This window comes from Candidatus Merdisoma sp. HCP28S3_D10 (genome assembly GCF_052065835.1).
In the GTDB taxonomy this organism is placed as follows: Bacteria; Bacillota; Clostridia; order Lachnospirales; family Lachnospiraceae; genus Laedolimicola.
The window spans coordinates 36301-51412 of the sequence record NZ_JBQHTG010000001.1; the positions used below are offsets into that span (position 1 = coordinate 36301).

The window sequence follows — 15112 nt, forward strand, 5'->3', positions numbered from 1 at the left end:
AACTCTTGCCCCCTTAATATAGCACTGCAGTCTTTTCATGTCAATGCTCCCCACGCACCCAAAAGTTCTTGTTTTTTTGTGCACTATGCATATTGTTTGTTGTTTAGAAACGATAATCTATACATTTTGACAGAGCTTATTCATTTTATAAAATTCTTTAATCGTCATTTTCACAAAATAGGTTTCACCTATTCACAACCTCTCCCCTTCATTCCTGAGAGGTGGTGTTTTCTTTTGTGTCTGTAATAAAAAATCCGGCAGAAATACGGTTTCCCGTATCTCTGCCGGATTCTTATTTATCCCGTTATGCTTTTTGGCATGTCGACGAAAGGATTACTCCTCTGTCTTCTTCGGAGCGTACAGCTCGCCCAGGCTCTTCAGATACTCGTATCTTGCCTTAGCGTTCTCCTCAGCCTCAGCGAACAGCTTCTCTGCTCTCTCCGGGTTAGCACGCATCAGGGAGTTGTAACGAACCTCTCCGTTCAGGAACTCCTTGTAGTCGCCTGTCGGCTCCTTGCTGTCCAGAGTGAACGCGCTCTTGCCCTCAGCCGGAGCTGCCGGGTTGAAGCGGAAGCAGTGCCAGTAACCAGCCTTAACAGCCAGCTCTTCCTCTGTCTGAGCCTTGCTCATGCCCTTCTTGATACCATGGTTGATACACGGAGCGTAAGCGATGATCAGGGACGGTCCCGGATATGCCTCTGCCTCTGCGATTGCCTTTACACACTGGTTGTAATCAGCACCCATAGCGATAGAAGCAACATATACATAGCCGTAGCTCATAGCGATGGAAGCCATATCTTTCTTCTTAACATCCTTACCGCCTGCTGCGAACTGTGCGATAGCACCGGTCTGAGTAGACTTGGATGCCTGTCCGCCTGTATTGGAGTAAACCTCGGTATCGAATACCATGATGTTGATATCCTTGCCGCTTGCAAGTACATGGTCAACACCGCCGAAGCCGATATCGTATGCCCAGCCGTCACCACCGAAGATCCACTGAGACTTCTTAGCCAGGAAGTCCTTATCCTTCAGGATCTCCTGAGCTGCGTCACATCCGCATGCCTCCAGAGCAGCTACCAGCTTGTCTGTAGCAGTTCCGTTGGTTGCGCCTACGCCGTAGGTATCCAGCCACTCCTGAGCAGCAGCCTTCACGTCATCGTTTGCTGTCTCCATGAGAGCCTCAACCTTAGCCTTCAGTCCGCCTCTGACAGCGTTCTGAGCCAGGCTCATACCATAACCGAACTCAGCAGCATCCTCGAACAGAGAGTTGGACCATGCAGGACCCTGACCCTTCTGGTTTACGGTGTACGGTGTGGACGGTGAGGAGTTACCCCAGATAGAGGAGCATCCTGTTGCGTTTGCGATGTACATTCTGTCGCCGAACAGCTGTGTGATCAGCTTTGCGTACGGAGTCTCGCCGCAGCCTGCGCATGCGCCTGAGAACTCGAGCAGCGGAGTCTTGAACTGGCTTCCCTTTACAGTAGCCTCTTTAAACTTCGCGATAACATCTGTCTTCTCCGGCAGAGTAACTGCGTAATCAAAGTTCTTCTGCTCTGCAGCATTTGCCTCCATGTTCTCCATTGCAAGTGCCTTAGCACCCTTCTTGCCCGGGCAGACATTTACACAGGAACCGCAGCCTGTACAGTCAAGTGCGGATACTACCATAGAGAACTTGTAATCTGCCATACCGGTCATCGGAACCATCTTCATTCCTTCCGGAGCAGCAGCTGCCTCAGCCTCTGTCAGGGCTACCGGACGGATAACTGCATGCGGGCAGACATAGGAACAACGGTTACACTGGATACAGTTCTCCGCATTCCATACCGGGATATCTACTGCGATACCACGCTTCTCGTAAGCAGAGGAACCGCTCGGGGTTGTACCGTCTACGTAATCCTTGAATGCGGATACCGGAAGAGAGTTACCCTCCTGTGCGTTAACCTTTGCCTGAATATCATTTACAAAGTTTACAACGTCGCCACGGCCGTTCTCTGCATGTGTGAAGTCCAGTCCCTCGTCAGCTGCGTTCTTCCAGCTCTCCGGAACGGTAATCTCAACAACCTGCTTAGCGCCTGCGTCGATAGCGTCGTAGTTCATCTGAACGATGGCGTCACCCTTTCTGCCATAGGTAGCCTTTGCAGCAGCCTTCATCAGCTCGATAGCCTGCTCCTCCGGAATGATGTTCGCCAGCTTGAAGAATGCAGACTGCAGAACGGTGTTGATACGTCCGCCCAGTCCGATCTCCTTACCAATCTTGATACCGTCGATCACATAGAACTTGATGTTGTGGTTAGCGATGAAGCTCTTAACCTGTCCCGGCAGATGCTTCTCGATGCCTTCCATATCCCACGGGCAGTTCAGCAGGAAGGTACCGCCGTCTACCAGCTCCTGTACCATGTTGTACTTACGTACATAGGACGGGTTATGGCATGCTACGAAGTTTGCCTTGTGAATCAGGTAGGTAGACTTAATCGGGCTCTTACCGAAACGGAGGTGAGACATAGTAACACCGCCGGACTTCTTGGAGTCATAATCGAAGTAAGCCTGTGCGTACATATCTGTATTGTCGCCGATGATCTTGATGGAGTTCTTGTTAGCGCCTACGGTACCGTCTGCGCCCAGTCCCCAGAACTTGCAGTTGATGGTTCCTGCCGGAGTCGTTACCAGCGGAGCGCCTGTCTCAAGAGAAAGTCCGGTAACATCATCTACAATACCGATGGTGAACTTCTGCTTGCTATCATTCTTGTATACAGCAACAATCTGTGCCGGTGTGGTATCCTTGGATCCCAGTCCGTAACGGCCTGTGAATACCGGTGTATCGTTGAACTTGGTTCCCTTCAGAGCTGCTACTACATCCAGGTACAGCGGCTCGCCAAGAGCTCCCGGCTCCTTGGTTCTGTCAAGAACGGTAATCTTCTTTACGCTCTCCGGAATAGCTGCTACCAGTGCCTCTGCGCTGAACGGACGGTACAGACGTACCTTTACAACGCCGACCTTCTCGCCTGCTGCTACCAGATAGTCGATGGTCTCTTCGATGGTATCGCATACAGAACCCATAGCTACGATAACGTGCTCTGCGTCTGCTGCTCCGTAGTAGTTGAACAGCTTGTAGTCTGTTCCGATCTTCTCATTTACTTTATCCATGTACTCCTGCACGATAGCCGGCATAGCATCGTAGTAGGGGTTACATGCCTCTCTTGCCTGGAAGAAGATATCCGGGTTCTGTGCAGAACCTCTCTGGCAGGGATGGTTCGGGTTCAGGGCATTCTTTCTGAACGCGTCGATGGCATCCATGTCAACCATATCCTTCAGATCCTCGTAATCCCATGTCTCGATCTTCTGGATCTCATGAGATGTACGGAAACCGTCGAAGAAGTTGATGAACGGAATCTTACCCTTGATAGCTGCGCAGTGTGCAACCGGAGTCAGGTCCATAACTTCCTGTACGCTGGACTCGCAAAGCATTGCAACACCGGTCTGACGACAGGCATATACGTCGGAATGATCTCCGAAGATAGACAGTGCGTGGCTTGCAAGCGCACGTGCGGATACGTTGAATACGCCCGGAAGCTGCTCGCCTGCTACTTTATAAAGGTTCGGGATCATCAGAAGAAGTCCCTGGGATGCTGTGAAGGTAGTGGTCAGAGCACCTGCTGCCAGAGATCCGTGAACAGCGCCTGCTGCTCCAGCCTCAGACTGCATCTCGGTAACCTGTACGGTCTGTCCGAAGATGTTGGTTCTTCCCTGTGTAGCCCACTCGTCGGTAGCTTCTGCCATAACAGATGACGGTGTAATCGGATAGATAGCTGCAACATCAGAATATGCATAAGATACATGAGCTGCTGCATGGTTTCCATCCATGGTCTTCATTTTTCTAGCCATTGATATTTCCTCCTTATTTTTTCAGCCCTGGCAAGGCATTTTTGATATCTTCATACATAGTTGATTGTAACATATCGGCTCCGGATTGTCTATTTGAATGTTGTATTTTTTGATGTACATTTGCGGTTTCTGTGTATTTTTGTTGTACAATGTCACGGGACTTTTAAAAAGCTGTATGCCCTTTCTTCTGACTCTTTCTGTTTCTTTTATTTTTTCCAATATTTTCCTTGATTTGTATTGATTTGTATGTTATTGTGACAATAACACGCAGCATACAAAGTCTGAAATGAATGCTGTACATCATCAATGGAAGGAGGAATTCCGGAATGACAGAGGACTATTACTCCCTCATCTATGATAAGGCGCATTCCTACGGAATTGCAGAGGGGAAGGCGGAATGTATTCTGGAAACCCTGTCAGATTACGGACAGGTGCCCCTGCGCATCCGGGAGCAGATTCTTGGGCAGCAAAACGCCCTGCAACTGAACCGCTGGTTTTCCCTGGCCCGGCAGGTCCGGTCCGTAGACGCCTTTATCAACCGGATGTAAGTGAATTCAACTGTGCGTAAGCGCAAAAAATGGGGCCGCATTCTTTTGCAGCCCCGTTTTTGCGCAGCGGACCGTACCCTACTCGTCCAGTGCTTCCTTCATTTTATCGAAAAAGCCCTTTTTCCCTTTTCCCGGCTTCTCCGGATTTTTACCATTTACAATATCATCATAAGCGCGCAGCGCCTCTTTTGCATCCTTACTCAGATCCGTCGGCACCTGAACCACCAGCGTTACATAGTGGTCGCCGCGGGTGCTCTTATTCCGCAGGGACGGAACGCCCTTACCCTTCAGACGCACTCTGGTATCCGTCTGGGTACCGGCCTTCACATCGTATTCCACTTCGCCGTCCACGGTCTTGATCCGTACCGTTCCGCCCAGAGCCGCCGTTGCAAAGCTAATGGGGGCTGTGGAATAGATATTCATGTCCTGACGCTGGAAAATCGGGTGGCGCGCCACGATTACTTCTACCAGCAGATCGCCTCTGGGGCCGCCGTTGACGCCCGGTTCTCCCCTTCCTCTCAGGCGGATGCTCTGTCCGTTATCGATACCGGCCGGTATCGATACGGAAATCTTCTTCTTGCTGGCAATGTAACCGGTTCCGTAGCAGTCCGGGCACTTTTCCTTGATGATTTTTCCTGTTCCGTTACAATCCGGACAGGGACGTACATTCTGCACCATTCCGAACATGGACTGCTGGGTGTAAACCACCTGGCCCTTGCCGCCGCATTTCGGACAGGTAACCGGCGAGGTACCCGGCTTCGCTCCGGTTCCGTGACAGCTGGTACACTCATCCTTCAAGGTCAGCTCAATCTCCTTCTCACAGCCGAAAACTGCTTCCTCAAAGGTGACGCGCACCTGGGTGCGAAGGTTTGCCCCCTGCATAGGCCCGTTGTTGGCGCGTCTGCCGCGGCCGCCTCCAAAGAGATCACCAAAGATATCCCCGAAGATATCTCCCATATCCGCTCCGTTGAAATCAAAACCGCCGAAGCCGCCTGCACCGCCGCCTGCGCCTCCCTCAAAGGCCGCATGGCCAAACTGATCATACTGGCGTCTCTTATCCGGATCACTTAAAACTGCATAAGCCTCGGAAGCCTCTTTGAATTTCACTTCTGCTTCTTTGTCGCCGGGGTTCATATCCGGGTGGTATTTTTTCGCCAGCTGACGGTATGCTTTTTTAATGGTCGCGTCATCGGCGTTCTTATCTACGCCCAGAACCTCGTAGTAATCTCTTTTCTGCTCTGCCATCTCTTCTATCTTCCTTTTTCTGATTTTTCTGCGCAAAATCCAAGGAAAGCAGCCGGAATCTGCTGCCCTCCTTGGACATCTGTGTTTATCTGTTTATTTGGAAACAGGTCTGTTGTAAAATATAACGCACATCATTTTCCGTGTCAAGACCTGTTCTTACGGCTTAGACCTCTCTGTAATCGCCGTCTACCACGTCGTCAGAAGCACCTGCTCCGGCACCGGTACCTGCGCCCATATCCGGGCCTGCCTGGCCTGCCGCACCCTGTGCTGCCTGTGCCTGCTCATATACCTTTGCAAATACCTTCTGTGCCGCGTTCATCAGCTTTTCCTTGCCATTCTTCAGCTCATCTAAGTCTGCGTCAGAAATATCAGTCTGATCCTTGGTTCTCTCCAGAACTGCCTTCAGGGAAGTAAGCTCTGCCTCTACTGCGGACTTGTCGGCCGGATCAACCTGTGCGCCAACCTCTTCCAGTGCCTTCTCGGTCTGGAATACCATGGAGTCCGCGTCGTTTCTCGCGTCAATGGCTTCCTTACGCTTCTTATCCTGAGCCTCGAACTCAGCAGCTTCCTTCACTGCCTTGTCGATGTCGCTGTCAGACATATTGGAGCCTGCGGTAATGGTGATATGCTGCTCCTTGCCGGTACCCAGATCCTTTGCGGATACATTTACGATACCGTTTGCGTCGATATCGAAGGTAACCTCAATCTGCGGAACACCACGTCTTGCGGGCGGGATTCCATCCAGACGGAACTGGCCGAGAGACTTGTTGTCCTTCGCGAACTGACGCTCACCCTGTACTACGTTGATATCTACGGCTGTCTGGTTGTCAGCTGCGGTAGAGAAGATCTGGCTCTTCTTGGTCGGGATGGTTGTGTTACGCTCAATCAGACGGGTTGCGATACCGCCCATGGTCTCGATGGACAGAGACAGCGGAGTAACATCCAGAAGAAGGATATCGCCTGCGCCTGCGTCGCCTGCCAGCTTACCACCCTGAATGGAAGCACCGATAGCTACGCACTCATCCGGATTCAGAGATTTGCTGGGCTCATGGCCGGTCAGCTGTTTTACCTTATCCTGTACAGCCGGAATACGTGTGGAACCGCCTACCAGCAGTACCTTACCAAGCTCGGAAGCTGTAATGCCTGCATCCTTCAGCGCTGCCTGAACCGGTCCTGTGGTACGCTCTACCAGATCATGGGTCAGCTCGTCGAATTTTGCTCTTGTCAGGTTCATATCGAAATGCTTCGGTCCCTCAGCGGTTGCTGTGATGAACGGAAGGTTGATGTTGGTTGTGGTTGCGCTGGAAAGCTCCTTCTTCGCCTTCTCTGCGGCCTCTTTCAGTCTCTGCATAGCCATCTTGTCACCGGACAGGTCTACACCCTCGGTGCGCTTGAACTCTGCAAGCATGTAATCTACAATCTTCTTATCGAAGTCGTCGCCGCCCAAACGGTTGTCGCCTGCGGTAGCCAGAACCTCGATAACGCCGTCACCGATCTCGATGATAGATACATCAAAGGTACCGCCGCCCAGGTCGTATACCATGATCTTCTGCTCTTTCTCATTGTCCAGGCCGTATGCCAGCGCTGCTGCGGTCGGCTCATTGATGATACGCTTTACGTCCAGACCCGCAATCTTACCTGCGTCCTTGGTTGCCTGTCTCTGTGCGTCGTTGAAGTATGCCGGTACGGTAATAACTGCCTCGGTAACCTTCTCGCCCAGATAGTTCTCTGCGTCTGCTTTCAACTTCTGCAGAATCATAGCGGAAATCTCCTGCGGAGTATACTGCTTTCCGTCAATGTCTACCTTGTAGTTGGTACCCATCTCTCTCTTAATAGAGGAAATGGTTTTCTCGGAGTTGGTAACTGCCTGACGCTTTGCCGGCTCGCCTACCAGTCTCTCGCCTGTCTTTGTAAATGCTACTACAGACGGTGTGGTTCTTGCTCCCTCTGTATTTGCTACTACTACGGGCTTTCCGCCCTCCATAACTGCTACGCAGCTGTTTGTTGTTCCTAAGTCGATACCAATAATCTTGCTCATAATAGAGACCTCCTCAATTTATTCTGATTGTAAAATGTTAATTTCTTAGTTCGCTACTTTTACCATGCTGTGACGGATAACGGTATCCTTGTACATATAACCCTTCAAGAATTCCTCGGCTACTACATTTTCACCCAACTCCTCGTCCTCCACATGCATCACTGCGTTGTGGTAATTCGGGTCGAATTCCTCACCCACCGCTTCAATGGGTTCAACACCCAGATCCGTCAGTGTAGTCATCAGCTGGTTGTATATCTTATCCATACCTACGATGACCGGATTTTCCTTCTGATCCTCGGGTACAGATGCAAGACCGCGTTCAAAGTTGTCTACCACCGGAAGGATTTTCTCAATCACATCTCTGGCTCCCACTTCATACATATGGGACTTTTCCTTCTCGGTTCTCTTCCGGAAGTTATCGAATTCTGCCATCTGGCGCTTGACACGATCCTCCAGCTCTTCGATCTTCTCTTCCATCTTGTCTTTTTTCTTTTTCTTCTTCAGCATCTCGGACTCCTCTCCGGATTCTGTTTCTTCCGGTTTCTCACCGCCGGTGCTTTCTTGTTCTTCGGAAGCTTCTTCTGCTTTTACAGTTTCTTCTTCCTTCGCTTCCTCATTCTGAAGCTCTTCTTTCTTCATTTCCTGTTCCACGGGTGTCGGCCCCTTTCTTTATTCCTTATTCTTATTATAGATTTCATCCAGCTGCTCGGTCAGGGTCTTCAGCGTCTTCAATACGTTTTCGTAATCCATCCGCTTGGGACCGATGATTCCGATGGTTCCCTGCAGACCCTCGCCCAACTCATAGGTGGCTGTCACCACGCTGCAGTCCTTCATGGACTGAATCGGCGTCTCCTGCCCGATGTACACCTGAATGCCCTTGTGGTCTTCATTTTCCAGTGTCTGTGTCACCAGATCGGTCAACTGCTGTTTTTCCTCAAAGGCGTTTATCAGTTCACTGGCCTTTCCGTTATCGGATAGCTCCGGATACCGGAAGATGTTGGTCGCTCCGGAGGTATATATCTCAACCTCGTCCTCCGAGTGGATAACCTCTGCCACCGCGTCAATGACGCTTCCCACCAGCTCGCTGTAAATGCCCGCCTCCTCCTTCAGGTTCTGTATCATGGCCAGATTGATTTCTTCTATGGATAAGCCATTCAGTACACTGTTCAGCAGGATATTCAGCTTCAGCACCGTTTCCTGGTCAAGCTCCTCCGTCACGTCAATCACCTTGTTGCGGACGATGTTGCCTTCTATCATAATCACCGCCAGAATCTGAGTGGCTGTGACCTTGGAGAGCTGGATAAATTTCAGCTTGTTCCTGTGATAGGTGGGCGCCGATACCATGGTGGCATAATTGGTATTGGCAGCCAGGACCTTCACGACCTGCTTCAATACCTGCTCCATTTTGTCGGTCCGCTCTATCATCAGATCCTTGAGCTCCTGTACTTCGTGGTTTTTTTCTTCCATGATATGGTCTACGTATAAGCGGTAGCCCTTATCGGAAGGAATTCGTCCTGCCGAGGTATGGGGCTGTACGATGTAGCCCATCTCTTCCAGGTCTGACATTTCGTTCCGTATGGTGGCGGAACTTAGATTTATATCTGAGTATTTGGAAATGGTTCTGGAACCTACCGGCTCGCCGGTCTCCATGTAGTTCCGGATGATGGCTTGCAGTATCTTCTGTTTTCTTTCGTCCAGCTCCATTTCATTCACCTCTTTGTTTTTACCTATTAGCACTCGGCCCTCTTGAGTGCTAACATTAAGATAGCACTCCCCTTGGGGTTTGTCAAGCGGGTTTATAGTTTTTTTAGAAATCTTTTTTTGCAAGAATTTTTTTCTTCCTTTCTATATAAGTAGTCTGACACTTTATAGATTTTTTATAAATTATTTTCAAAAAAGTACTTGACCTTTTCTTCGGACGGTGCTATAAATGGGTACAGAAAAAGAAAAAGGCCCTGTATCAGATATCTGTATGTATATTTGATGCCGGGACTTTCTTTTTTATATAAAAAACTTAGAAAACAATTTCTTTACCTATTATAAAGAAAGGGGAGTCAGATTTATGAACATCAGCAAATTTACACAGAAATCCATTCAAGCTGTAAACGACCTGGAAAAGCTGGCTTACGAATACGGCAATCAGGAGATTGAACAGGAACATCTTCTGATGAGTCTGCTCCGGCAGGAGGACAGTCTGATCCTGAAGCTTGTCGCTAAGATGGGCATCGACCAGAACCTGTTTCTGAACGGTGTGGAACAGACCTTAAATAAGAGAGTCAAGGTCTCCGGCGGACAGCCCTACGTGGGACAGTATTTGAATAAGGTACTGATCAGCGCCGAAGATGTGGCTAAACAGATGGGTGACGAATACGTTTCCGTAGAGCACCTGTTTCTGGCCATGTTAAATGATCCCAGCCCTTCCATGAAGGAGCTGTTCCGGGAGTACGGCATTACCAAGGATCGTTTCCTGCAGGCGCTGTCCTCTGTGCGGGGCAACCAGCGGGTGACCAGCGATAATCCGGAAGCTACCTATGATACTTTAAGCAAATATGGTTCTGACCTGGTGGAAAAAGCCCGGGATCAGAAGCTGGATCCGGTCATCGGCCGTGACGCGGAGATCCGGAATGTGATCCGTATCCTGTCCCGTAAGACCAAGAATAACCCGGTGCTCATCGGTGAACCCGGCGTCGGCAAGACCGCCGTTGTAGAGGGTCTGGCACAGCGTATCGTGCGGGGCGACGTACCAGAGGGTCTGAAGGACAAAAAGGTATTTTCCCTGGATATGGGCGCTCTGGTAGCCGGAGCCAAGTACCGCGGCGAGTTTGAGGAACGTCTGAAGGCTGTTCTGGAGGAAGTACGGAAAAGCGAGGGCAAAATTATCCTCTTTATCGACGAGCTGCACCTGATTGTAGGCGCAGGTAAGACAGACGGAGCCATGGACGCCGGCAATATGCTCAAACCCATGCTGGCCAGAGGCGAGCTCCACTGTATCGGAGCTACCACCCTGGACGAGTATCGTCAGTACATTGAAAAGGATCCGGCCCTGGAGCGTCGTTTCCAGCCGGTTATGGTAGATGAGCCCACCGTAGAGGATACCATTTCCATTCTGCGTGGCTTAAAGGAGCGCTACGAGGTATTCCATGGTGTGAAGATTACCGACGCCGCCCTGGTGGCAGCCGCTACCCTCTCCAACCGTTATATCTCCGACCGTTTCCTGCCGGACAAGGCCATTGACCTGGTGGACGAGGCCTGTGCTCTGATTAAGACGGAGCTGGATTCCATGCCGACCGAGCTTGACGAGCTGCGACGTAAGATTATGCAGCTGGAGATTGAGGAGGCAGCTCTGAAAAAGGAGACCGACCACTTAAGCCAGGAACGCCTGGAGCACTTACAGAAAGAGCTTGCGGAGCTGCGTGATCAGTTCAACAGCCAGAAGGCCCAGTGGGACAATGAGAAAAATTCCGTAGAGCGTCTGCAGAAGCTCCGTGAGGAGATTGAGGATATCAATAAGCAGATTCAGACGGCGCAGCAGAATTATGACCTGAATAAGGCCGCCGAATTACAGTACGGCAGGCTGCCTGCCCTGCAAAAGGAGCTTTCTGAGGAAGAAGAAAAGATCAGCCAAAAGGATCTGTCACTGGTTCACGAATCCGTAACGGAGGACGAAATCTCCCGTATCGTTTCCCGCTGGACCGGTATTCCGGTAGCCAAGCTGACCGAGAGCGAGCGGAATAAGACCCTGCACCTGGACGACGAGTTGCATAAGCGTGTCATCGGCCAGGACGAGGCGGTCACGCTGGTATCCGAGGCGATTATCCGTTCTAAGGCCGGTATCAAGGATCCGACCAAGCCCATCGGTTCGTTCCTGTTCCTGGGACCCACCGGTGTAGGTAAGACGGAGCTTGCCAAGGCGCTGGCAGCCAGCCTGTTCGACGATGAGTCCAACATGGTGCGGATCGATATGAGTGAGTACATGGAGAAATATTCCGTGTCCCGTCTCATCGGAGCTCCTCCCGGATATGTAGGCTACGACGAAGGCGGTCAGCTGACCGAGGCTGTACGGAGAAAGCCCTATTCGGTTGTCCTGTTTGACGAGATTGAAAAAGCCCATCCGGACGTATTCAACGTACTCTTACAGGTACTGGACGACGGACGTATCACTGATTCCCAGGGAAGAACCGTGGACTTCAAGAACACGATTCTGATTATGACCTCCAATATCGGCTCCTCCTATCTGCTGGACGGTATTGACGAAAACGGCAATATCAAGCCGGAGGCCCAGAATCTGGTTATGAACGACCTGCGTGCTCATTTCCGTCCGGAGTTCCTGAACCGTCTGGACGAAACCATTCTCTTTAAACCGCTGACCAAGGGCAATATCACACGAATCATCGATCTGCTGCTTAGTGAGCTGAACGAACGTCTGGCTGACCGGGAGCTTTCTCTGGATCTGACCGACGCCGCAAAGGCATTCATTGCCGACCACGGCTTTGATCCGGTCTACGGCGCCCGTCCGCTGAAGCGTTATATGCAGAAGCACGTGGAAACATTAGCTGCCAAACTGATCTTAGGCGGCGAGATTTCTACAGGAGCAACCATTGTCATCGATGTGGAAGGCGATGCGCTCACCGCAAAAGTAAAAGAACCGTAAAAGAAAAGAGCTGAGGCATAGATTTGATATGTCTCAGCTCTTTTTATGTCCGTTTTCCTACCGGAACTTCAATCCCGTCAGCTTCCAGGCCACAAAGCCCGTAAGACAGCCCACAATTACACCGCCCAGCACGTCTGTCGGGAAATGTACGCCCAGATAAATCCGGGAAAACCCAATAACCGAAGCCACCAGTATCGCCGGAACGCCAATGCTGTGGGGCATGCCCAGGAACATAACCGAGGCCACTGCGAAGGCTGCGCCTGTATGTCCCGAAGGGAAGGAATAATCGGCCGGCTCCCGCACCAGAAGGATCAGATCCTCTAACAGATGATAGGGACGCACTCTCGCCACCCAGTTCTTCAGAAGCAGATTGACCGTCAGAAATTCCAGAATCATAGAGACAGTAGCCGCTTCCCCCACTCTTCGCCAGCGGGGCTCTAAAAGCAGAGCCAGGCAGGCCGCTATAGACAGAAAACCTGCGTTTTCCAGAGAGGTAATGCACCACATGATTCTGTTCTGCAGCGGTCCACGAATGCTGTTCTGCAAAAACATCATAAACCGGTATTCCCATTCAAAAAATTTTTCCATCTTAAATCTCCGTAAAGGTGTATCGCTGCAAAAGCCCGGAGGTATTCACATGATAAACGACAGTTCCATCTGCCAGGTCTTCCCGCTCAAAGGTAAAATCCCGGTCTTTTTCATGACGTTTTCTTACATATTCTTCCAGGTCTGCAATGGGCGTCTCCTCGATAAAGACGTCCCGCATCTGATTATTGGCACATTCATTGAAAATCTCGTGAACAACCTCGTACTCTTTCATTTCTGACAACCTCTCTTTCGCTTTAATACGGCGGCCTGATATTCGGAATGCAGTAAAACGCAAAAGAATACAGGGATAACAGCGCCGTAGCCGCCAGCACCAGCTGGAACCATTTTTTCTGTGAAACCTCCGGCTTCAGAGCCGCGGCATGGGCGGCAAAAATCAGCACCGGGACCATGTAACGACCCTGGGCCTGATAATCGATAAACCAGGCGTTGTAGACCAGAAGCCCGTAGGAGACAAACGCCGAGAAGAACAGAAGCCCAAGCTTCACCTTCCGCTCTCCGTGACCCTTTTCCCGGATCACGGCCCCACAGCAGCCGACGAGATAAATCACATACAGCCCGCCCATCAGCAGCACATACCAGTCGGGACTCGGAAACTGGAGGCTTCCATAGGTTCCCACGAAGGAACGGAAGGTCGTCTTGTGAAGTCCCATATGAAACAGCAGCTCGGAAAGGGTAACGCCCTTGCCATAGAGATTGAAGGCCGAGCTCTGCTCCGAAGGCGGGGACGCCGGATTCAGCTTCGGAATCGCAATCTGCTCCTGCAGCTCCACCAGAACCCGGTGACGATGGATTCCATAATGTAAAAGCTCCGGAATATACCGGATTCCCAGGAACATCAGAGCAAAGCCCGCTACCCACAGATAGCTGATAAACCGCTTTTTCCTTTCCTCCACAGGCGCTGTGAAAAGATCCACCAGCAGCATACAGAAGACGTAGATGGCAAACACATAGAAGTTCTGTTTGGCCATAAAAATATTGGAAAAGAGGAAGCCAAGAAGCAGAATTCTCCACCAGTCCGCCTTTTTCACTCCGCGGCTACAAAGCTTCTGCAGCATACTGTCCGGCCTTGCCACCTGGTACAGCACCAGCGCCCCGACTGCGTAATCCATAGCGTCGGAGGTACAATAGGTATAGAGATACCAGATCTGCGGCGTCAGGAACATGACGGCCAGCAGCCAGCGATTCTTCTTCAGATTGCAGAAAATCAGGTAAAAGAGGCCTGCCGCCATCAAGACGCTAAACAGACGGACCGCGTGCTCAAAGGTAAAGAGCCTTGCAATCTGTGCCGCCAGGATATAAAAGAGATTCAGCTCCGTAAGACGCGCGGTACCGAATACGGAATAGGCTGCCATTTCCAGTTCTCTGGCATCCGGAATCTTCCAATGGGTAATATAATACTGCACCGAATAGACAGCCTCCGATTCATCCGGATTCACCATATCCGATCCCACAAAAGCTCCGGTCAGGATCAGGGCCAGCGCTGCAAGCCCTGCCAGATAAAACAGCGTGTCCACGACCAGGAAAAATCGTTCTCCTCTCTTTTTCCAGATTTGCCGCATATAGAATTCTGCCGCAGCCCAGAGCGCCAGAAGCAGGGGAAGCAGATAAAAGATTCCCGTGTGGGCATAGCGCCCTGCGATCTCCCGGTAAAAGCTCCGGAAAGTCTCTGTGGTCAGAAGCTGGGAATCCTCTCCGGTAATATAAAGTCCCAGGGAGCCCGTATCCGTTTCGTACATCTCCACCTGTTCATTGGGGGTAAACGAAGCGAAAAGCCTTTCCCCCGACAGCTCTCCCGCATAAAATCCGTTGATAAAAAACGCGATGTCCTTAATCCGAATCTCATCGTCCAGGTTGTAATCGATGGGATCCAGCCGCTTCAGGGTCTTCCCGTCCCGCCACCGGATATCCCAGAAAAAGAACCGGGCCTCCCCCGTCTTCCTGTCCGCGTTTTTTACACTGTTCACGCCCAGATTTTCCGTCGGGGAAGCAAATATCTTACAGTGATGGCCCGCCGTGTAATCTTCTTTTTCAAAATCCACACGTAACTCCGTAAGCACCAGGGGCGGATGCAGAAGAAAGCCTGCCAGCACCAGAAGCAGCGCCAATGGCTTCCACCATTTTTTCAGCCACATTTTCATA

10 protein-coding genes are annotated in these 15112 nt (G+C 50.9%); 2 read left to right on the plus strand and 8 right to left on the minus strand.

What is annotated here, in order from left to right:
* Positions 1–333: 333 nt before the first annotated feature.
* Positions 334–3882 carry a pyruvate:ferredoxin (flavodoxin) oxidoreductase gene (gene nifJ / locus ACTNCH_RS00180; protein ID WP_441016017.1) on the minus strand — a complete coding sequence of 1183 codons (3549 nt, stop codon included), beginning with the start codon at positions 3880–3882 and terminating at the stop codon, positions 334–336.
* Positions 3883–4208: 326 nt separating this feature from the next.
* Between nifJ and ACTNCH_RS00185 the strand changes: the two genes are divergently transcribed.
* A complete protein-coding gene (locus tag ACTNCH_RS00185; protein ID WP_441016014.1) occupies positions 4209–4430 on the plus strand; it encodes a hypothetical protein in 222 nt (73 codons plus the stop codon).
* Between the two features lie 78 nt (positions 4431–4508).
* Here ACTNCH_RS00185 and dnaJ read toward each other — a convergent pair whose 3' ends face one another.
* From dnaJ to hrcA, 4 genes are all read right to left on the minus strand, one after another.
* Positions 4509–5675 carry a molecular chaperone DnaJ gene (gene dnaJ / locus ACTNCH_RS00190; protein ID WP_441016011.1) on the minus strand — a complete coding sequence of 389 codons (1167 nt, stop codon included), beginning with the start codon at positions 5673–5675 and terminating at the stop codon, positions 4509–4511.
* Positions 5676–5838: 163 nt separating this feature from the next.
* On the minus strand, positions 5839–7713 hold the full coding sequence (dnaK, locus tag ACTNCH_RS00195; protein ID WP_441016008.1) for a molecular chaperone DnaK: 1875 nt from the start codon (positions 7711–7713) through the stop codon (positions 5839–5841).
* Between the two features lie 45 nt (positions 7714–7758).
* Positions 7759–8352, minus strand: a complete 594-nt coding sequence (grpE, locus tag ACTNCH_RS00200) for a nucleotide exchange factor GrpE (protein ID WP_441016147.1) — start codon at positions 8350–8352, stop codon at positions 7759–7761.
* Between the two features lie 30 nt (positions 8353–8382).
* Positions 8383–9417: a heat-inducible transcriptional repressor HrcA gene (gene hrcA / locus ACTNCH_RS00205; protein ID WP_441016005.1), complete on the minus strand. Its 1035-nt coding sequence runs from the start codon at positions 9415–9417 to the stop codon at positions 8383–8385.
* Between the two features lie 358 nt (positions 9418–9775).
* Between hrcA and clpB the strand changes: the two genes are divergently transcribed.
* A complete protein-coding gene (gene clpB / locus ACTNCH_RS00210) occupies positions 9776–12364 on the plus strand; it encodes an ATP-dependent chaperone ClpB (RefSeq protein WP_441016002.1) in 2589 nt (862 codons plus the stop codon).
* 57 nt (positions 12365–12421) lie between these two features.
* On the opposite strand, the gene ACTNCH_RS00215 is transcribed toward clpB, so the two are convergent.
* From ACTNCH_RS00215 to ACTNCH_RS00225, 3 genes are read right to left on the minus strand one after another with little or no spacing between them, the layout of a single operon-like run.
* The gene (locus ACTNCH_RS00215; protein WP_441015999.1) at positions 12422–12952 is read right to left on the minus strand and encodes a phosphatase PAP2 family protein; all 531 of its coding nucleotides are present in this window, start codon (positions 12950–12952) and stop codon (positions 12422–12424) included.
* A 1-nt stretch (position 12953) separates the two neighbouring features.
* The gene (locus ACTNCH_RS00220) at positions 12954–13184 is read right to left on the minus strand and encodes a hypothetical protein (protein ID WP_441015996.1); all 231 of its coding nucleotides are present in this window, start codon (positions 13182–13184) and stop codon (positions 12954–12956) included.
* Between the two features lie 22 nt (positions 13185–13206).
* Complete coding sequence (locus ACTNCH_RS00225) at positions 13207–15111, minus strand: hypothetical protein (protein WP_441015993.1); 1905 nt, start codon at positions 15109–15111, stop codon at positions 13207–13209.
* Position 15112 lies beyond the last annotated feature (1 nt).